The 19,768-nt window shown below is 49.1% G+C and carries 17 protein-coding genes; 6 read left to right on the forward strand and 11 right to left on the reverse strand.

The genetic code is table 11. The features are described from left to right. Positions 1-3: 3 nt before the first annotated feature. From tcdA to KQY15_RS04890, 7 genes are read right to left on the reverse strand one after another with little or no spacing between them, the layout of a single operon-like run. Positions 4-807, reverse strand: a complete 804-nt coding sequence (gene tcdA / locus KQY15_RS04860; RefSeq protein ID WP_217667790.1) for a tRNA cyclic N6-threonylcarbamoyladenosine(37) synthase TcdA — start codon at positions 805-807, stop codon at positions 4-6. Between the two features lie 9 nt (positions 808-816). Then, entirely contained in the window at positions 817-1,530 is a 714-nt protein-coding gene (locus tag KQY15_RS04865; RefSeq protein ID WP_217667792.1) for a pseudouridine synthase, read from the reverse strand. A 10-nt stretch (positions 1,531-1,540) separates the two neighbouring features. Further along, on the reverse strand, positions 1,541-2,296 hold the full coding sequence (gene kdsB / locus KQY15_RS04870; protein ID WP_217667794.1) for a 3-deoxy-manno-octulosonate cytidylyltransferase: 756 nt from the start codon (positions 2,294-2,296) through the stop codon (positions 1,541-1,543). After that, positions 2,284-2,481 carry a Trm112 family protein gene (locus tag KQY15_RS04875; protein ID WP_217667795.1) on the reverse strand — a complete coding sequence of 66 codons (198 nt, stop codon included), beginning with the start codon at positions 2,479-2,481 and terminating at the stop codon, positions 2,284-2,286. Before KQY15_RS04875 ends, kdsB begins: the two co-directional genes overlap by 13 nt. Before the next feature lie 2 nt (positions 2,482-2,483). Continuing rightward, positions 2,484-3,449 (reverse strand): tetraacyldisaccharide 4'-kinase, encoded by a 966-nt coding sequence (lpxK, locus tag KQY15_RS04880; RefSeq protein WP_217667797.1) that lies wholly within the window; start codon positions 3,447-3,449, stop codon positions 2,484-2,486. After that, the gene (gene msbA / locus KQY15_RS04885) at positions 3,446-5,197 is read right to left on the reverse strand and encodes a lipid A export permease/ATP-binding protein MsbA (RefSeq protein WP_217667799.1); all 1,752 of its coding nucleotides are present in this window, start codon (positions 5,195-5,197) and stop codon (positions 3,446-3,448) included. Before msbA ends, lpxK begins: the two co-directional genes overlap by 4 nt. 32 nt (positions 5,198-5,229) lie before the next feature. Beyond that, complete coding sequence (locus tag KQY15_RS04890) at positions 5,230-7,416, reverse strand: DNA internalization-related competence protein ComEC/Rec2 (protein ID WP_217667801.1); 2,187 nt, start codon at positions 7,414-7,416, stop codon at positions 5,230-5,232. Between the two features lie 62 nt (positions 7,417-7,478). Between KQY15_RS04890 and KQY15_RS04895 the strand changes: the two genes are divergently transcribed. Further along, positions 7,479-8,000, forward strand: coding sequence for a DUF2062 domain-containing protein (locus KQY15_RS04895; protein WP_217667803.1), 522 nt, complete (start codon positions 7,479-7,481; stop codon positions 7,998-8,000). A gap of 32 nt (positions 8,001-8,032) precedes the next feature. Here KQY15_RS04895 and KQY15_RS04900 read toward each other — a convergent pair whose 3' ends face one another. The 3 genes from KQY15_RS04900 to KQY15_RS04910 are packed head-to-tail and all read right to left on the reverse strand — an operon-like array spanning position 8,033 to position 11,139. After that, complete coding sequence (locus KQY15_RS04900; RefSeq protein WP_217667805.1) at positions 8,033-9,271, reverse strand: lipoprotein-releasing ABC transporter permease subunit; 1,239 nt, start codon at positions 9,269-9,271, stop codon at positions 8,033-8,035. Further along, on the reverse strand, positions 9,264-9,947 hold the full coding sequence (gene lolD / locus KQY15_RS04905) for a lipoprotein-releasing ABC transporter ATP-binding protein LolD (RefSeq protein ID WP_217667807.1): 684 nt from the start codon (positions 9,945-9,947) through the stop codon (positions 9,264-9,266). The genes KQY15_RS04900 and lolD overlap by 8 nt, the downstream gene beginning before the upstream one ends. After that, the gene (locus tag KQY15_RS04910; protein ID WP_217667809.1) at positions 9,940-11,139 is read right to left on the reverse strand and encodes a lipoprotein-releasing ABC transporter permease subunit; all 1,200 of its coding nucleotides are present in this window, start codon (positions 11,137-11,139) and stop codon (positions 9,940-9,942) included. The genes lolD and KQY15_RS04910 overlap by 8 nt, the downstream gene beginning before the upstream one ends. Before the next feature lie 110 nt (positions 11,140-11,249). On the opposite strand from KQY15_RS04910, the gene KQY15_RS04915 reads away from it, so the two are divergent. The 5 genes from KQY15_RS04915 to ylqF all read left to right on the forward strand — a co-directional run bounded on the left by KQY15_RS04915 (position 11,250) and on the right by ylqF (position 18,012). Further along, on the forward strand, positions 11,250-11,840 hold the full coding sequence (locus KQY15_RS04915; protein WP_217667811.1) for a PilZ domain-containing protein: 591 nt from the start codon (positions 11,250-11,252) through the stop codon (positions 11,838-11,840). A 79-nt stretch (positions 11,841-11,919) separates the two neighbouring features. Beyond that, positions 11,920-15,399, forward strand: a complete 3,480-nt coding sequence (gene mfd / locus KQY15_RS04920) for a transcription-repair coupling factor (protein WP_217667813.1) — start codon at positions 11,920-11,922, stop codon at positions 15,397-15,399. 41 nt (positions 15,400-15,440) lie between these two features. Beyond that, positions 15,441-16,553 (forward strand): CsiV family protein, encoded by a 1,113-nt coding sequence (locus tag KQY15_RS04925; RefSeq protein ID WP_217667815.1) that lies wholly within the window; start codon positions 15,441-15,443, stop codon positions 16,551-16,553. A gap of 191 nt (positions 16,554-16,744) precedes the next feature. Continuing rightward, entirely contained in the window at positions 16,745-17,023 is a 279-nt protein-coding gene (locus KQY15_RS04930) for a hypothetical protein (RefSeq protein ID WP_217667817.1), read from the forward strand. 53 nt (positions 17,024-17,076) lie between these two features. Then, a complete protein-coding gene (gene ylqF, locus KQY15_RS04935; RefSeq protein WP_217667819.1) occupies positions 17,077-18,012 on the forward strand; it encodes a ribosome biogenesis GTPase YlqF in 936 nt (311 codons plus the stop codon). A gap of 41 nt (positions 18,013-18,053) precedes the next feature. On the opposite strand, the gene KQY15_RS04940 is transcribed toward ylqF, so the two are convergent. Further along, on the reverse strand, positions 18,054-19,682 hold the full coding sequence (locus KQY15_RS04940) for a response regulator (RefSeq protein ID WP_217667821.1): 1,629 nt from the start codon (positions 19,680-19,682) through the stop codon (positions 18,054-18,056). Between the last annotated feature and the right edge of the window lie 86 nt (positions 19,683-19,768).

Here is a 19,768-nt window from a genome sequence, read left to right on the forward strand (position 1 = left end):
GAATTACTGGTTCGCTTTAACGGCTATTTTCTTCAGCGCCCTCGACACTGCTGCCAGACCAAAACTGGCGGTTACCACCGTAGTAGCGCCAAAGCCTCCGCTGCAGTCCAATCGCATACTGCTTATTTCGCCGTCACTGGTTTGCTGCGGCGTCTTTTGCTGACATACACTGCCGTCAGCCTGTGGATAGACCAACTGCTCGGTAGAATACACACATTCAATTCCAAAGCGCCGCTTCGGGTTTCTACTGTAGTTGTAATCACGGCGCAACGTATTTCGTACTTTGGCCAATAGCGGATCATTAATGGTCTGGGTTAAGTCAGCTATCTGAATTTGGGTCGGATCAGTCTGACCACCAGCACCGCCGGTACTGATTACACTGATTTTGTTACGCTTACAATAAGCCAGTAACGCAACTTTGGCTTTGATTGAATCAATAGCGTCAACCACGTAGTCCATGTCTGGCGTGATATATTTGTGCAAATTGTCGCTGGCAATAAAATCCTCTACCTGATGAACAATACACTCAGGGTTAATCGCTTTTATCCGCTGCGCCATCACTGCAACTTTGTCCTGCCCCACCGTGTCAGTTAATGCATGCAGCTGACGATTAACATTACTGATGCAAACATCATCCAGATCTATCAGGGTAATTTCGCCAATGCCCGAGCGCGCCAGGGCCTCTGCCGCCCAACTGCCCACCCCACCGATGCCGATAACACAGACATGAGCCTGTGCAAAGGCCTGTAGAGCAGCTGTACCATAAAGCCGGCCAATACCGGCAAAACGAAGTAAGTAATCAGACATTTGTAATGCTTAACCTGTTGCGGTTGTTGTTAGTTGCGGTTTTTGAAAGCTGGGCCAATGCAAGCACCAGGGTTCGGCCCACTTTCGGAATGCACCTGAATGGGTCAGCTGCTGAAAATAACTACCCTGCTCTGGCAATTGCTGATAGCAATACAGCTTACCTGCGACGGAAAAACTGAGCGCAAACGCATGCAGATACACCCGATCAGCTGCAGCGCCCTGATACAGAGTATCTCCGGCAATAGGCGCCCCGACACTTTTTAATGCCACCCGGATTTGGTGGGTTTTGCCACTGTAGGGTTTAATCAGAAATGCCCTCAATGGCATATCGGCAAAGCCCTGACTGATAAAATAACTCACTGCCGGGTTGTGTTGAGTTTGCAGCAGCTTCCAGGCACCACGGCGGGCAGCTGCCATATCGCCTTTCACCCAACCTTGCTTTTTAACAGGTTTAGCCAAACTTAACGCCAGATAATATTTCTGCACCTGCTGAGTACTGAACAGACGGGTAAGTTCAGCCGCTGTTTCAGTGCTTCTGGCCAGTACTATTAGTCCAGAGGTCACTTTGTCCAGTCGATGCACCGGATACAGTTTAAAGCCAAGTGCCTGCTCTGCCTGAACCACCAGACCAGCGCCTTGCTCAGAGTGAAAACTGACACCCGCTGCTTTATTCAAAACAACAAACTCAGCTGTTTGTGCTACCAGCTCAAAGGCCTGGCTCATTGTATATAACTCATTGGCGCTGGTTCAATGCATACTGACGGGCATGTTCCAGATCAGCGGGTGTATCCACCCCGACGGCCGGCGTTTCCAGTGCCGTGTCAACGTGAATAGCTTCGCCTTGCCACAACACCCGCAATTGCTCCAGGCTTTCAATTTGCTCAAGTGCCGATGCGGGCCAGTTAACGTATCGTTGAATAAAGCTGGCCCGATACGCATAAATACCAATATGCCGCCGGTAATGGCTGGCCAAATCATCAGCGACAATACCGTCCCGGTCGTATGGGATCACGCTACGGCTGAAATATAAGGCGTAGCCATTGCGATCTGTTACCACTTTAACAATATTCGGGTTACGAATTTCCGCACCCTGTCGCAGCGGTACCGCCAAAGTAGCCATTTTGGCCCTTTGCTGCCCGGCAAGATTCTCTGCAACCTGACGAATAATTAACGGCGGAATAAAAGGTTCATCGCCCTGCACATTAACAACAATGGTTTCAGCTCCAAGCTGCAATTTTTCAATCACCTCTGCCAGTCGTTCGGTACCCGAATTGTGCTTCGGATCGGTCATACAGACTTCACCACCAAATTCATCAACTGCTGCTGCTACCCGGCTATCGTCAGTGGCTACCACCACCCTGCTGGCACCACTTTTCTGAGCTTGCTGATAAACCCGTTCTATCATGGTTTTGCCAGCGATATCTGCCAACGGCTTCCCAGGTAGCCGGCTGCTGGCGTAGCGGGCAGGAATAACCACTACGAACGCCATTTTTTAACCTCGTCCGCCGTTAATTGTTCAGCGTCATCCGCGATCAGCACCGGAATGTTATTCCGAACCGGATAAGCCAACGCATCAGCCAGGCAAATCAGGCGCTGCGCCGTTTTGTCATATTTTAACTTGCCTTTGCACAACGGACAGGCAAGTATTTCAGTCAGAGCAACGTTTATAGGCATAGTCATTCCAATAATTGGGTAATTTTACTTATAATGTCAGTACTATCATTCGGGCTGAAGAAGGCGTCAACCCTCAGAAAATACCAGTTATCACGGGCAAACTGCTGACATTTTACCGCATCTTTTTCAGTCATCAGTACCGGACCGCTTATCTCAGCAAAATCAGCCGCAGTAAACTGATGATGATCGGCAAAAAAATGCTGGCCGATCACATTAAAACCTGCCTGTCGTGCGGTTATCTGAAACCGCTCCGGATTGCCGATGCCGGCTACCAGGGTAACATCGCAAGCTGAAAGCACGTTACCGGTTAGCAGGCTTATGGCAACATTACCGCTAAGTTGCATCTGATAATCTGCCTGCGAAACCTCACCGGAATTAGCGATGATAATATCGGCGTTTTTCAGGCGGGAGCGCCGCTCCCGCAGTGGCCCGGCCGGCAACAGTAAGCCATTACCAAACCGTCGTTTACCATCTATCAGCACAATTTCAAGATCCCGGGCCAGCCGGTAGTGTTGCAGACCATCATCACAAATAATGATATCCACCTGATGCCGGGATAATAACTCAGTGCCTGCTGCAACCCGGTCTGGGCACACTACTACCGGGCAATTACTGCGCCGGGCCAGCAGCAATGGCTCATCCCCTACCTCACCGGCTTTGCTGTCGGCGTTGACAGCGGTTGGTTTGCTGATTTTCGCGCCGTAACCACGACTGATAATGCCGGCTGTTATTCCGTTTGCCTTTAACTGTTGGCAAAGCCACAGTGTAAATGGCGTTTTGCCGGTACCACCAACACTGATGTTGCCCACTATCACCACCGGCACCGCAAGGTTATGGCTGCGCATGATACCCAGCCTGAACAAGCAACGCCGGATACTGCTAAGTACCCAGTAAATTGCCGACAAAGGTAATAAGATAAGTGTTAACCAGTGCCCCTTTTGATACCAGCTTTGCTCCAGTAGCTTCATTGCTCTGTGCCAAACTGCATTTTATACAACTGGGCATAAGTTCCTTTCGCACTGAGCAGTTCGGTATGAGTGCCCTGCTCAATTATCCTTCCCTGCTCCATTACAATAATCTTGTCAGCTTGCTCAATGGTCGATAAGCGGTGGGCAATAACAATATTGGTGCGGCCCTTCAGTAATTCATCGAGCGCAGCCTGGATTTTCCGCTCTGATTCAGTATCAAGCGCTGAAGTTGCTTCATCCAGCACCAGGATCGGAGCCTGGCGCAGTAATGCGCGGGCAATAGCAATACGCTGGCGCTGGCCGCCAGATAAACTCACGCCGTTCTCACCTATTACCGTATCAAGACCCTGCGGTAATTGACTGGCAAATTCCATTACATGGGCCTTGTCAGCGACTTCGCGCAATGTGGCAGGGTCAACGTGTTCAGCAAGCCCGTAACAAATATTATTGGCAATGGTGTCGTTAAACAGTGTGACATGTTGCGATACAATAGCCATCTGATTGCGCAGCGACGGTAACGTACATTGTCTGATGTTCTGGCCGTCAATACTGATATCACCGCTGGTTAACTCGTAAAACCGCGGCAGCAAACTGGAAATTGTGGTTTTGCCGCTGCCGGAGCGGCCAACCAGCGCTATGGTCTGACCGGCTTTTGCACTAAAGCTAATATCAAACAATACTTGTTTATCATGTCCGGGATAGGTGAAGTTAACCTTTTCAAAGCGAATATCGCCCTGCACATTACTCAGTTTTACTGTGCCGGTATCTTGTTCAACCGGCGTATCCAGCACCGCAAAAACACTTTTGGCTGCTGCCAGGCCCCGCTGAAACTCACTGTTTACCGTAGTTAACTGCTTTAGAGGCCGCAGCATAACAACCATGGAGGTGACAATAGTGGTAAAGGTACCAGCCGAAAGGCTTTCCAGCATTTCCGGGAAACTGGCCATATACACCACAAAAGCCAAGGCAAAAGAAGCAATAATCTGGATAGTTGAGACGCTGATGGCCCGGGTAGCCTCCAGCTTAACATCCTGCTGGCGGGTTAAATTATTAACTTTATAAAAGCGGTCTTTCTCAATTTGCTGACCACCAAAAGATAAAATCACTTTGTGGCCGTTAAGCATTTGCTCAGAGCAGGTAGTGACATTACCCATTGCATTCTGAATATTGCGGCTCAGTAGCCGGAAACGCTTGGAGACAAAACTGACTACCACAGCAATTACCGGCGCTATTAACAGAAAAATCGCTGATAACTGCCAGCTCAGCATAAACATCATCACCAGCAAACCGATAACAAACACCCCTTCACGCAGCAGTACTGACAGCGAGCGCGAAGTCGTTTGTTTTATTTGCTCAGTGTTGTAGGTCACTTTCGAAATCAGCTCGCCGGTAGAGTGCTGATCGTGAAAACTGACTGGTAACCGCATGTACTGTTCAAATAATTGCTGACGTAAGGTTTTGACGACATGAGTGCCCACCCAGTTCAGGCAATAACTGGCAACAAAATTAAAAGCGCCGCGCAAGAAGAAGATAAGTACAATAAAAATCGGCGCGTAACGCAGGTATTCGCTGTTTTTATCATTAATGCCAACGTCAATAAACTCAGGCAGCTTAGAAATAAAATAGACGTCGATCAGGGCATAGCCAAGCATACCCAATGCTGCTGCCAGAAAACCGAATTTATAAGGAAAAACATACCGTAATAAACGACGGGCGGTTCCCGTTTGGTTTGTTTGAGATACTGACAATGGTTAATCCTGCCATTTAAATTTTGCTTATTCTAGCGTGTTGTTGCCAAGGTTTCAGCAATTGGCGGCGGCTTTTCCAGCCAAAACGGCATTCTTTGCTGCCGCCAGCTGCTAACCCGGATATTTTCATCAGTAAACTCAAGGCGAATCGCCCCGTAATCAGCGGTATTAAGCAGCGGTACTCTGAGTAAGGCCAGCCGTTGTTCAACCGCTGTTGCAGGATGCTGATAGCCATTCATAAACGCGGCCGCATTTAACGCCAGCACCGGCCGCACCTGTTCCAGCAAGGCCAGGCTGTTAACTGTGGCACTGCCATTATTTGCCAGCACCAGTATATCCGCCCGTAAATCATCGTTGCCGGCGATAAGTGCCTGCTCTGTCGCCGTGCTGATTTTCCCGGGGATCAGTACCCGCCAGTGACCTATTGTCAGGCGAATAATACAACTGTCAGCGTTATCTGCTATCAGCACCTCTATTGCAACATCCTGATACCTTGTTGGCAGTTCAGAGCAGCCACCGGTTACCAGCTGTTGACTGAATTGCGTCAGGCTACCCTGATCTGACTGATAGTTTGTTAACTTAGCCCACTGCCTGCCGCGCTCGGAGCGCTGCTGACGAAACAGCACAATATCCAGCTGGTGTATACCCTGTTGCCGCAATACCGGGCGCAATTGTTGTTCGGCAATGTCCTGTATTGCGCCGGCAGGAGCAAGATCATAAAGCAGCGCCACTGAGCCACGTTGCAACAGTATAAGCTGGCGCTGACCACTATCCAGCAGGTGCAGCTGCCAGTGCCGGGGTTGAAGCGCACTACCGCTGAGGAAAAGTATGCACAGCGGCAACAACAAAAGTGCCGCTTTTCTGGAATAAATCAGCATAAGTATCAGTAAAACTGCCGTCAGCGCTACCGAAAGAGCAGACGCCTGTGATACAGGCCACCATACTTGCAGGCCGGCACTATGCTCTAACCACCAGAGCAGCGGCATAAAAGCGAGATCGGTAAGCTGCCAGGCCACATTGATATTCAGTCCAACTACGGTCAGAAATAAACTTACCAACAATAACGGGATTGCAATCAGGCTGCACCAGGGCACGAACAACAGGTTTGACAACAACATTAACGGACTGAAACCGCCAAATAGCACTACGCCCAGTAATGTCATTAACAGGCTTAAGACTAAATGAAACAGCAAAAACCACTTTGCCTTTGCCTGCCAGCTGGTGCCGTTTAGCGGATAACGCCATATAACAATAAAAATAATTGCTACAGCCAGCACGGATAACCAGAAACTGGCACTTAGTACCCAGAAAGGCTGAACCAGTAACATTAAAGCAACGAACAACAGCCAGAACCGGCTTAGGGATATATTAACCAACTGACTGCGGCAAATAACCAGAATAGACAGCGCAGTAACGGCCCGTAGCGTAGGAATAGCGAAGCTGGCCAACCAGGCGTACAGCAGTGCCGCCGCAAGCGCACAAATTAGCACCAGCTGCTGCTGACGCCGGATAGCTAACAGCCCTTTACTCCAGCCGCCAAGCCATAATACCCAGCCAAACACCAGACCAATGTGCAAACCTGAAATAGCCAGCAGATGGCCAAGACCTGAATGTTGTGCCCCCTGCCAAAGGGTATCCAAAAATTCACGCTCTCCTACAGCCAACGCTTTAAGTAACGGCTCTGTGCGATAAGGATAAGTAGCCTGCTCAACCCGGGCAACAATCTGCTGACGCACTGAATGTTGCTGCCCGAGTAAAATTTGCGGCCCCCGCGCCACGAAACCGGAGGCTACCAGGCTATTAATATAATAATGTGTCTGGCTGTTAAAACCAGCGGGGTTAGCTACACCATGCACCGGCTTTAAGTGCAACCGCAACCGCCAATACTGACCAGATGCCAAAGCAGGTGGTTGCTGCCAGCGTAATGCTAACCGGTAACCTGCTGCTGGCCCACTGACGACAGTTGCACTAAGCTGAGTATAGTCGGGGTAATGCTTTGGAGTGGTATCGATTTTTACCAACACCGGTGCCCCGGGCAAGTGGAGCATTGCCTGCTGGGCGGCCTGATACTGATGATACTGCCAGCTCCAACTGGCCAGAAAGCTGGCCGCCCCAAGCAACAGCAGCAGATAAAGCCGGCGCCGGATAAACAGCGTTAAAAACAGCATTACAAAAAAAATGCTGAAAAAAGGTGGCACTATCGGCAAAAATAATGACAATAGGCTGGCTGTAATAACTCCGATGCAGAATCCTAGCATGGCCTCTTTCTATACAGGTTAGAATGCCCAAAAAACTATTTAAAAAATATCTACCATCAGCTGAAAAAATCAAGCAACAAAAACTTATAAATTTATTTGGCAGTTTATTACACGATGGTAACCTTTGGCATTTAAACCGACGCTCAGCGCGCGGTGCTTTTGCTGTCGGCCTGTTCTGGGCCTGGATCCCCATGCCGTTTCAAATGGTTGCCGCTGCTGCCACGGCGATCCCGCTGCGGGTTAATATGCCGCTTACTCTGGCATTAGTCTGGACCTCTAACCCGCTTACTATGCCAATTATGTTCTATTTAAGTTATCTGATTGGTACTGTGGTTCTGGCCCGGCCGCTGGAGCCATTTGCATTTGAAGCAAGCATGGAATGGCTGCGCTATAGTATGCATACCATAGGTAAACCGTTTTTACTGGGGTCATTATTAATGGCGATAACGGCCAGTATCAGTGGCTATTTCCTGATTGACTGGCTCTGGCGATTGTCAGTAAAAAAGGCTCAGCTGGCCAAGTTACTGAGAAAAAGAAAAAGCTGACGTGCCAGGCTAAAAACAGGCGCGTCAGGTAATTAGTGCTGACCCAGCACAGCGGCCGGTTCCACTTTGCTGGCTCGCCAGGCCGGATAAAGGGTTGCTAACAGACTTAGCAACAAAGCGATAGTGAACGTCAGGGTGACGTCCTGCCAGCGCAGCACTGATGGCACAAAATCAATAAAATAAATACTCGGGTCAAGTAGCGAACTTCCCAGAAAGCGGGTTAACGACGCAAACAGTTGCTCGATAGTGCTGGCAAGCAATATTCCAAACCCCACTCCCAGCACAGAACCAATTAAACCATTCAACCAGCCCAGTAACACAAAGGTTTTAATCAGCTGACCGGGCGCCATCCCCATGGTCAGTAAAATAGCAATGTCAGCTTCTTTCTCCCGCACTGCCATCACCAGCGTTGCCACAATATTAAAACAGGCCACCATAATAACCAGGGTCAGTACCAGATAAAGAATGGCCCGTACCATTTGAATATCGTTGTAAACATGCCCCTGGCTGCCATACCAGTCTTGCAGATAAACATGATGCTCAAGCAACCGACCAAGCACCCGGGCCATTTGCGGTGCAGCAAATACATCGTCTATCTGAAACGCCAGACCATGCACTTCGCCCTCTGGTACCCCCAGCCACTGCGAAAGTGCATTGATATCCACCCAAACCTGACTGTAATCAAGCTGTCCACCAAGTGAGACAACTGCGCTGACCGTTAAATTAACAGTACGATGACTGGCCAGGCTGCCATCCGCTGCAAAGCGGGGTAACATCAGTTGTAAGTTCTGGCCAACTTCAATGGCCAGCGCGTCAGCTATGCCCTGGCCTAATACTATCTGCCCGGCATCAAGACTGGCCATGCTGCCTCTTGTGACAAACTCAGCAACCGCACTCAACTGCTGCTCGAACTGCAGGTTAATGCCACGTACCTGAGCGGCTTTAACCGCGCCGCTATGCCGCAGCATGCCATTGGCTTTAATAAAGGGTGCGCCGGCTCTTACCCCATCTACACTGGCTAACGTTTGCAGCTTACGTTGCCAGTCGGGTAGTGAGTAATCCACTGCCTCCAGCTCAATATGGGGGATCACTGCCAGTAAGCGCTGCTTTAACGCTTGTTCAAAGCCATTCATCACTGACAGCGCCAGGATCAGAATTGCCACGCCCAGCGCAATGCCGCTAGTGGAGGATGCTGAAATAAAGCGAATAAAACCACTGGTGTGGCGGGTTGAGCGATAGCGTTTTGCCAATTGCCAGGCCAGACTAGCCATGCATCACCTCAAGTTGGCCTTCACGCATCAGGTATTGGGTATCAAGCCGGCCTGCCAGTTCTGTGTCATGGGTTACCACCACAAAACTGGTCGCCATGCTGGCATTAAGCTGCCGTAACAACTGATATATTGATTCTGCCGTATGCTCATCCAGGTTGCCGGTTGGTTCATCAGCAAGGACCAGTGACGGCTGGGTTACCAGCGCTCTGGCAATCGCCACCCGCTGGCGCTCACCACCACTGAGCTCAGCAGGCTTATGATGGCCGCGATGGCCAAGCCCTACCTTATCAATCAGCTCAGACGCTCTGGCAAGTGCTTGCGAGCGTTTTTCACCGCGGATGAACAGTGGCATCGCCACATTCTCCAGCGCGGTAAAATCCATCAGTAAGTGATGAAACTGATAAATAAACCCCAGTTGCTGATTGCGAAGCGCGGCTTTCTTTGCCGAACTCAGGCCTGCCAGAGGCTGACCGGCGATAGCTACCGAACCGCTGTCTGCCGAATCAAGTGCCCCCAAAATATGCAACAAGGTACTTTTACCGGAACCGGAGCTCCCCACTATTGCCACCATTTCGCCTGCGGCAACACTCAGACTGACATTGTGCAGTACCTGGGTTTCTGCCGCACCATCGCGGTAACTTTTACAGATTTGAGTGGCTTCTAATACTTTATTCATCACGTAAAATTTCCGCCGGATTAACTTTAACTGCCCGCCAGGCAGGATACAGCACTGCCAGCAACGTCAGGCCCACTGCACTAAAAAAAATGGTGGCAATTTGTAATGGATTTACCGCTACCGGCAAGGCAATACCGCTGGCCAGTTGTAAGCCAAACACACTTAACACTTCATTAAGTTGCATACACAATATCAAACCAGCCAGCACGCCGAGCACTGCGCCAATCATTCCATTAACGACGCCCTGAAAAGTAAACACAGCAAACAATTGACTGTCTTTCATCCCCAGGGTTTTTAAAATAGCCACTTCGGCTTGTTTTTCCGTAACCATCATTACCAGCGCCGATACAATATTAAAGGCCGCCACGGCAACTATCAGCAACAGCATCAGCCACATCATGGCTTTTTCCATTGCTACTGCCGCAAATAATTTACCCTGGCTTTGCCGCCAGTCGGTAACATCACTGAAGCGCTTACTTTCACTGAGCCGGGCTGCCAGCAGCGGCGCAGCAAAAGGCTCTGCCAGACTCAAACGCCAGGCAGGCTGACGCTGGTTAGCAGGCAGCAGGCGTGCAAGATCATCTAACCGGGTAACCGCCAGCACATTATCAACTTCAGAGCCGGTATCAACGATGCCTATCACTTCAAACAATCGCTGGCGGGGCAACCAGCCAACCGGTGTGTAACTGCCCCCCTGAGCCAGCATAAAGCGCAGTTGCTGACCTCGGCTTACTTCAAGCTGCTCGGCCAGCCCCCTGCCCAATATTACGCCATAGCGACTATCGGCAAAATCCTGCCAGTTGCCCAGTACCAATGCTTGTTGTAAAAATTGAGGAATATGTTCGGCACTCAGGCCCTGCAACATCACCGCATTAAGCTGTCGCGGCGACTGAACCAAAGCTTCTGCCTGCAAAAACGGACTGATGTCCTGCACAGCATCACCTGGTTTTAATTCTGCCTGCCAGGAAGTATCTGCACTTTGCGGTTGCACCACTACATGCGGGATAACGCCCAGGATCCGCTTTTTCAATTCGCCTTCAAAGCCATTCATCACTGAGCTGACCAGCGTTAACGCCATCACACCCAGCAAAATGCCAGCGACGGAAAAAAAAGTAATAAAAGAAATAAAGGCATTGCCCTTGCGGCTCTGGCTGTAGCGTAAGCCCAGCAAAAGGCTGACGGGTAATTGCATGTTAATATTCAGGACTTTGCCTCGGTTAGATGATAAATTAGCTGCAAAAATCGCTGCTGATAATAGTGATTATTAGCCATAATAACAAGCAACCTTAGTCGAGGCCTGTTATGGACCCTATTTTACAGTCATTAACTGACGCTTATCACGATTATTTCAGTGTTGAGCACGATATTGTTGTCAATTGTAAAGTTTTAAACGACCCCCTGCCCTCAGAGCAGACGTTTATCAGCAGTATTCCGGAACCTTTTCTGCTGGCAGGTGAAATGGGCAGTCTTAATATGTCAGCCTTGCGCTCGCTGAACCGGATTGGCGAACTGGCTGATGAGCTGGCCAACTATTTGCAACAACAAGCCCGTAAAATTGACTTGCTGCTGCATTACGTACTGCGCCAGCAAGATAACGCTGAACATCGTCAGGTTACATTAAGCTATGGCGGTGCAGGCTTATGCTTACAGAGCGAACAGCACATACCACCGCTGAGTGTTGTAGAGTTAAAAGTATTTCTGGCTGAAAATGAAGGGGCGATATATTGCCTTGGCCAGGTTATCAGCGCTGAGCAGGCCGGCACTGGCTGGCAAATAAAGGTTGTGTTTCGCCGGATTAGAGATCAAGATCGCGAGCTTATTGTTCGAGCCAGTTTGCATCAGCAATCACGTCAGCTGAAACAAAAGGCGGCGCAGCGCCAGTTGCCGGAATAAGCACCGGTAGCCAGCTTAGCGAAACATTTTTCTCGTGACACTTTTCTGATAAGCATTTTGTATAGGGTTTCAGCGTTCAATGAGTTTTATTACATTTCTACCCCGGATTAAGCACCAGCAGGATCAGATTAGTTGGGGCCAGTTGCATGGCGCTGCACTGCCCTATGCCATTGCGCAACTGGTGCAGGCTGAACCCGCCGTATATCTGTTAGTGGTGCCAGATACTCCCAGCGCGCTGCGGCTAGAACAGGAACTGGCCGTATTTATGCACGACAGTGGTTGCCCGGTGTTAACGCTGCCAGATTGGGAAACCCTGCCTTACGATGTTTTCTCACCGCATCAGGATATTATTTCCCAGCGTCTGAAAACCCTGTATCAGCTTCCCCGGTTAAGCCATGGCCTGGTTATAGTGCCGGTCAGTACCCTGCTGCTAAAAATAAGTCAGCGCAATTACCTGGAACAAGCCAGCTTTTTGATAAAGCAGGGACAGCAGGTTGATTTAACCGCGTTAAAATTGCAGCTTAGCGCCGTGGGTTACCGCGCTGTTGATCAGGTAATGGAACACGGTGAATTTTCGGCCCGCGGCTCAATACTGGATTTATTTCCAATGGGCTGCAACTTGCCGTTTCGGATCGACTTTTTTGATACTGAAGTAGATGGCATCCGCACTTTTGACCCGGATAACCAACGTAGTTTATCTCAGGTTAATTCCATTGAGCTGCTGCCCGCCCATGAGTTTCCTACAGATAAAGCAGCCATCGAACGGTTCCGCTTGCGCTACCGCGAACGCTTTGCCGCGCGCAATGAAAAAGAGTCGTTATATCAGCAGGTAACTCAAGGCATTTTCCCTGCTGGTATAGAGTATTATTTACCGTTGTTCGCCGAGCAGACCGCCAGCTTATTCAGTTTCCTGCCGCCGCAATCTATTGCTTTAACCTTTGGTGACATTGAACACAGCGCTAATCAATTCTGGCATGAATTAAAACGCCGTTATCACGATCGGGCGATAGACAGCATGCGGCCCGTGCTGCAGCCGCAAGAATTGTACCTGCAAACTGACGAATTATTCAGTGAGTTAAATAACTTCAGCCGGATCAAGCTAAGCCGGGCTACCCTGCCCGTAAAACCCGGTCAGCAAAACGCACCGGTATCGGCCCTGCCAGAGCTGAATATCCAGCATCAGTTAAAGCAACCTCTGAGTTTGCTCAGCGATTTTCTGCTGACATTAAAACAACAAAATGGCCGGGCAATATTCTTTGTAGAAAGTGAAGGAAGGCGGGAAAGCCTGCATCAGCTGTTTAATAAAGCCGGTATCCGGGCACCGGAAATTACTAAACTAGCCGACTTTGCCAGCAGTGATGCAGATTTAGTGATGCTGGTCGGCGCGCTGGAACAAGGTACACTGATCAGCACTACGCCGCCGCTGGCCCTGATTAGTGAAAATGAACTGTTTGGCCAGAAAATCAGCCAGCGCCGGCGCCGCAAAAAAAGCCAGCAGGTTTCGACCGATACCATAATCCGCAATCTGGCAGAGCTAAGCGAAGGCCAGCCTGTCGTGCATTTACAGCATGGTGTTGGCCGGTATCAGGGCCTCCAGGTGCTGGACGCCGGTGGCATCAGCGCCGAATTCGTTACCATTGAATACGCTGGCAGCAGTAAGCTTTATGTGCCGGTTTCATCGCTGCACCTGCTAAGCCGCTATTCCGGTAGCGATCAGGATCATGCACCGTTACATAAACTTGGCAATGACACCTGGGAAAAGGCCCGGCGCAAAGCTGCCGAGAAAATCCGCGATGTCGCAGCCGAATTACTGGATGTCTATGCCCAGCGTGCTGCCCACCAGGGCTATGCGTTTAACATCGATCAGGAACAATATGCTGCTTTTGCTGACAGCTTTCCGTTTGAGGAAACCGCCGATCAACAGGATGCAATCACTGCGGTACTGAACGATATGCAAACCCCGCAACCCATGGACCGGCTGGTATGCGGAGATGTGGGTTTTGGTAAAACTGAAGTAGCAATGCGCGCGGCCTTTATTGCTGTTAACGATGGCAAACAGGTCGCTATTCTGGTACCCACCACCTTGCTGGCTCAACAGCATTTTGACAATTTTAAAGACCGCTTTGCCAACTGGCCAGTGCGGGTTGAAGTGTTATCGCGGTTTGTCAGCCCGAAACAGCAAAAGGCAATTTTAGAAGATGTTGCCAACGGTAAAGTCGATATTCTGATCGGTACCCATAAATTGCTGCAGGATGACATTAAACTGCATGACTTAGGCTTATTAATTGTCGACGAAGAGCACCGGTTCGGCGTGCGCCAAAAAGAAAAAATCAAGGCGTTACGTGCCAATATTGATATTTTAACCCTTACCGCTACCCCCATTCCTCGCACCCTGAATATGTCAATGTCAGGTATGCGTGATTTATCTATTATTGCCACGCCACCGGCGAAGCGATTGGCGGTGAAAACTTTCGTCCGGGAATTTGAAGCCGGCCTGCTGCGCGAAGCCGTGATGCGGGAAATTCTTCGTGGTGGTCAGGTTTACTTTTTACATAACGATGTCGCCAGTATTGAAAAAATGGCCGCTGACTTAAGCGAACTGGTGCCAGAAGCTAATATTGCTATCGCCCATGGCCAGCTGCGGGAACGTGAGCTGGAACGGATTATGGCTGATTTTTATCATCAGCGTTTTAATCTGCTACTGTGTTCAACCATAATTGAAACCGGCATCGATGTGCCAACCGCTAACACCATTATAATAAACCGTGCAGATAACTTTGGCCTGGCTCAACTGCATCAGCTACGCGGCCGGGTTGGCCGCTCGCACCATCAGGCATATGCTTACTTACTGACGCCCCCGCCAAAAAGGTTAAGTAAAGACGCCGAAAAACGACTTGAAGCCATTTCTTCGCTGGAAGATTTAGGTGCCGGCTTTGCCCTGGCAACACATGATCTGGAAATTCGGGGCGCTGGTGAATTATTAGGTGACGAGCAAAGCGGACAAATTGAAACTATAGGTTTTACCCTGTACATGGATATGCTGGATGAAGCGGTTACCGCCTTAAAAGAAGGACGCCAACCCAGCCTGGATATGATGCTCAGCCAGCAAAGTGAAATTGATTTAAAAATTCCGGCGTTGCTGCCTGACAGCTATATCCCTGATGTAAACTTAAGATTATCATTTTACAAGAAGCTGGCCAGTGCCAAAGACGAAAGTGAACTTGACGAAGTTCAGGTTGAACTGATTGATCGGTTTGGCCTGCTGCCTGATGCGGCAAAAAACCTGGTAACCCTGACCGAGTTTAAACAGCAGGCTCAGGCGCTTGGTATCCGGCGGATTGAGGCCAACCCGAAAGGTGGCTTAATTGAATTTGCCGATAAAACCAGGGTAGCGCCAGCGTATATTATTGGCCTTATTCAGCAACAAAGCCGGATATTTAAGCTCGAAGGTGGACAAAAACTACGCTTTACTATTGCCAGTCCAGATGCCAAAGACAGGCTGACACTGGTTGCCAATATGCTGGCTGATTTCAGTCAGCATCAGCTGGAGAAATCATGAAGCTCAATGTGATTCAACGTTTTAAACTTGTTGGAATAACAATGTCCGTTTATCTGAAATGTGTGTTTGGTGCTGTGCTGCTCGCGGCAAGTAATACAGCAACTGCTCAAAGCAATGCTGCAGAGCGCTGGTTTGAAATTGAACTTATTGTATTCAGTCCGGCGCGAAGCGCTGACTTAAAAGAACAGTTCGACAACGATGTTACACCCATTCGCCTGAGCAACAGTTTCGATTTAGTCACTGCTCACTATCAGCCACAAATCAACACTTTGCTTGGCACTTTAGTGCGCTGTGCAGAAACAGAACAGATATCAGACCCGCTTTTGCCAGCCAAATTACGAGACTGGCAGCAATGGCAGCCGGTCTATTATCCATTATTTTGCCTGAGCGAGCAGCAGCCTGCAGCCTGGCAACGTACCAGTTTGTTTCCTGAAATCCTGTTAAATAATGAGCTACCGATGCCTGCAAGTTTACCCGTGCAATTGGCTGGCAAATCCGACAATCATATGCCCGTGCCTTATCTGGCACCTCGTTCTGCATTTGGGCTAACCGAGCTGGCTGCTAAAATTAATCGCCAGCCAAACCAGACAGTGCTGCTGCACACTGTTTGGCGCCAGGCTCCCGTTACAGAAAAGCTGGCAGTACCCAGCCGCTGGTTTGCCGGTGCTGATTATTCCGAGTTGGTTGACTACTGGGGTCGGGACCGGCAACAAGCCGCTAACGATGACAGTTCAACAGGCCTTACCTTAGTTGAGAGTCCCCGGCAGGATGACTTATTCAGCGCTATTGATACCTTGCTCGATCAACTGAATGCGGCTGGCAAGCTGGAAGCCTTGCCTGATCAACCGCAAGTTCTCCGGATCAGTGACAGCTTGTCAAACCTGCCTGACAACGTCTGGCAGCTGGATGGGTTGTTTAAATTGCACCTTGATCATTACCTGTTTGTAAATACTGATTTTAACCTGCGACGCTTTGCTGCTGACGGTATGCAAAGTATCAATGTTAAACAAAGCCGGCGGGTTATCAGTGGTGAGCTGCATTATCTGGACCACCCATATCTGGGAATGATTATTCAAATCAGGCGTTTTCAGCCACCAGAGCCAGAAACAGTCGAAGAAATCGATGTCGGCGAAGTTACGGCTTTGCAGCAGTAAACGTCAGGCGTCGCGTTGCTTTAATTAATAGCGCGCCTGAGCTGCCACTGAAAAAACCTTTGGTGGCAGTTGCTTTATTTAAATAAGGAACTAAACTAGCGGCTTAGTTACATATTTACACAAATAACAACGGGTAAGTAACATCGATTTTTCCTACATTAACCTTACTTGCTAACCACAATCAGAGATCAATGGACGACTTAAACTTAAACCCCGAATTTACCCCCGGCCACTATGTGCTGCTGTTACTGTTGCTGGTTTTCGCCAGTGCAGGCAGTACGCTTTTCTCATGGCTAATACCAGAGGCTGCAAACAGCCTGTGGTTAGATGTATTACCTCCGCTGCTGGGCTTATACAGCCTGTTGCTGTTATTCAAAGGGCTCGGGATTATCCGCCTGCCGTCTGCTGCTGTTTACTCGGCAATCCTTACCCCGATAACCCTGGTTAGCTTTTATCAATTTTTGCTGTAGCACTTAATCACAATAGCGTATGATGCGCCCCAAAGCGCTATTGAGGATAACTGATGTCAATTAACTGGTTTCCGGGCCATATGCACAAGGCCCGCAAAGAAATTGCCGAGGTAATGCCGCAGGTTGATATCATTATTGAGATGCTTGATGCCCGCATTCCTTTCTCCAGTGAAAACCCATTAGTTCCTCAACTTCGTGGTAACACTCCTTGTATAAAGGTACTGAATAAAGCTGACTTAGCCGATCCCGCGCTTACTGCCGTCTGGGTAGCCCATTTTGAGCAACAATCTGGCGTGCGGGCAATCCCTATCAGTCAGCAACATCCGGAGCAAATCAAAGCCCTGTTAAAACTGTGCAATGACATGCTGCCAGAGCGTAATCTTGAGGTGCGCCCTGCCAGGGCTATGATTATGGGCATCCCGAATGTGGGTAAATCTACGTTAATTAATACCCTGGCTGGGCGTACTATCGCTAAAACAGGCAACGAAGCCGGGGTTACCAAAGCTCAGCAACGGATAAAGCTTGAAAACAATGTTATTTTAACCGACACCCCGGGCTTTTTATGGCCCAAGCTCAGCCCGCCAACCTGTGGTTACCGTTTGGCAGTAACCGGCGCAATTAAAGATACCGTTTTTGAGTACGCCGACATTGCATTGTTTGCTGCCGACTACTTGTTACAGGTATATCCAAAGGAAGTGATGCAGCGATTTGACCTGACCGAACAGCCAGAAAACGATCTGGCGTTGCTGGATGCTATTGGGTTACGCCGCGGCTGTATGCGCAAAGGCGGCATAGTCGATTTAGAAAAAGCTGGTACTATTCTGATCACTGAGTTGCGCGCCGGCAACCTGGGACCTGTTACCCTGGAAACGCCAGATATGGTCAGCCAGGAGCAAATAGACGCCAAGGCCGAGGAAGCGGCTAAGTCGAAAGACAAAGCAGAGCGCGAAGCTGAGCGAAAGCGTAAAGCACAGCGTAAATACCGCTGATAACTTTCTGCCCCCGACTCATGCTCGCATGGAAATTATTGTTAAAATAATGACAGTTGCTGCTGATACTCAGCAAATTTTTCCTGCTGCTCTGGCTCTAACTCGGCATGCTCTAACTGACTTATCACATTTTTTGCCAGGGCAACATGTCCCTCATCCAGCTGCTGCTGGCTGCGCAGGGCCACCAGCACTTTCAGAATATTCAGCGCCACGCTCATATTATTTGGCGTGATCGAAAAAGCCTGCTCTAACGAGTTAAGCGCGGCATGAAATTTGTTGCGTTTAAAAAACTCTACTGCCATCCGGTTCAGTTGCTGCGGAGTAAAATGCACCGTACTGCGCTCAGCCGCTTCCTGCTCAATATACTTACCCACTACCTGATTTGTCAGTCCGGTGCCGGAGATCTGCCGCTTTATCGCATCCAGAAGTGATACAGCCTCTTCCCGCCGGCCCAGTTCATGCAGTGCTTTAACTTTATCAAGGTTATCTTCAACCGAGGTGGTTGGCCTTAAACTCAGATGATTATCAACAATACTTTCGGCTTTGGTCCGCTCTTCCCGCGCAGTATGCAAGCGGGCCCGGACCACGAGAAACTGATCTTTAAGCTGGTTGACTAACGGTAACTGCTTTTCAAGCTCTGTAAGTATTAACTCTGCCTGGTTCAGCACTTTTACTGCGTCAGCCTTGTCCAGCGTGGTGGCATAATCAATGCCGGAACGCACCACATTCAGCCGTAATAACGGCGAGTCGTGAATTGAATTTCGGGCATTTTTCGCCATGGCAATGGTGGCCTGATACTGGCCGGCATGATCATGATTCAGCCGGGCTAAGTCCAGCAAACGCTTATTCCTCTCAATATTTCTGGGGGCCAGCTGACTGGCTTTTTTGATTTCAGTATAAGCTTGTTCGTAATCCTGCTTGCCAATGTAGTAATGCGCCAGCATATCGTAGGTTGCAAAACGGGTATCGGTTTTATCGGTAAGTTGCTGCAGCATCTCCTGGATTTGTTCCAGTTTATCCTGTTCCAGTAAGGCTTTAATGTAACCCAGATATACCCAGGATATTTTATGGGTTTGTAACAGGTTTTCATAGTAAGCCGCGGCGTCAGTAAACTCGCGTAAATGCAGCAGGCACTCGCCCTTCAGCCGTTTCATCTGCATGTGATATTTACTCAGACCTGAATTGAGTAAATGCCGCTCTGCATAATAAATGGCTTTGCTGTAGTCGTGACGATCAATCGCCTGATACACATTAAACAGCGTTCGCTTAATTTCCAGCGTTGCGGGCAAGCGGTTTTGAACATGTTTGATGCTTAACGGCTTAACCCAGAAATCATCAGGTTGTAACTCAACGATGCTATTAACCAGATCTTCGCTGGTTTCGGCACTTAAAAAAATCAGCACCGTACATTTGGTGACATGGCGTTTAAATTTCAGCTCTTCAAGTAAATGAAAACCATCTTTATCACTTTTTACATTAAACGCGCAAATTACCACATGAAAGGTTGTTTGCTCGCATAGGCGAAGTGCGTAATAGGCATTCTCAGCACACTTAACATTTTCAATACCCAACTCGAACAACGCTGATTTAATGACATTCTGCACCAGTATCTGGTCGTCAATAATCAGTACATTGAGTTTGTCTGAGGCAGTTAATTCTTGTTGTTCCATCTGGCGGTTTCTCATCCCTGCAGTAGGCCGCAATACTGTGGTGGCCAATAAATACAGTTATATTAGCAAGCGGCTATAAATGCAAA

Source organism: Arsukibacterium indicum (assembly GCF_019100565.1).
GTDB classification, from domain to species: Bacteria; Pseudomonadota; Gammaproteobacteria; order Enterobacterales; family Alteromonadaceae; genus Alishewanella; species Alishewanella indicum.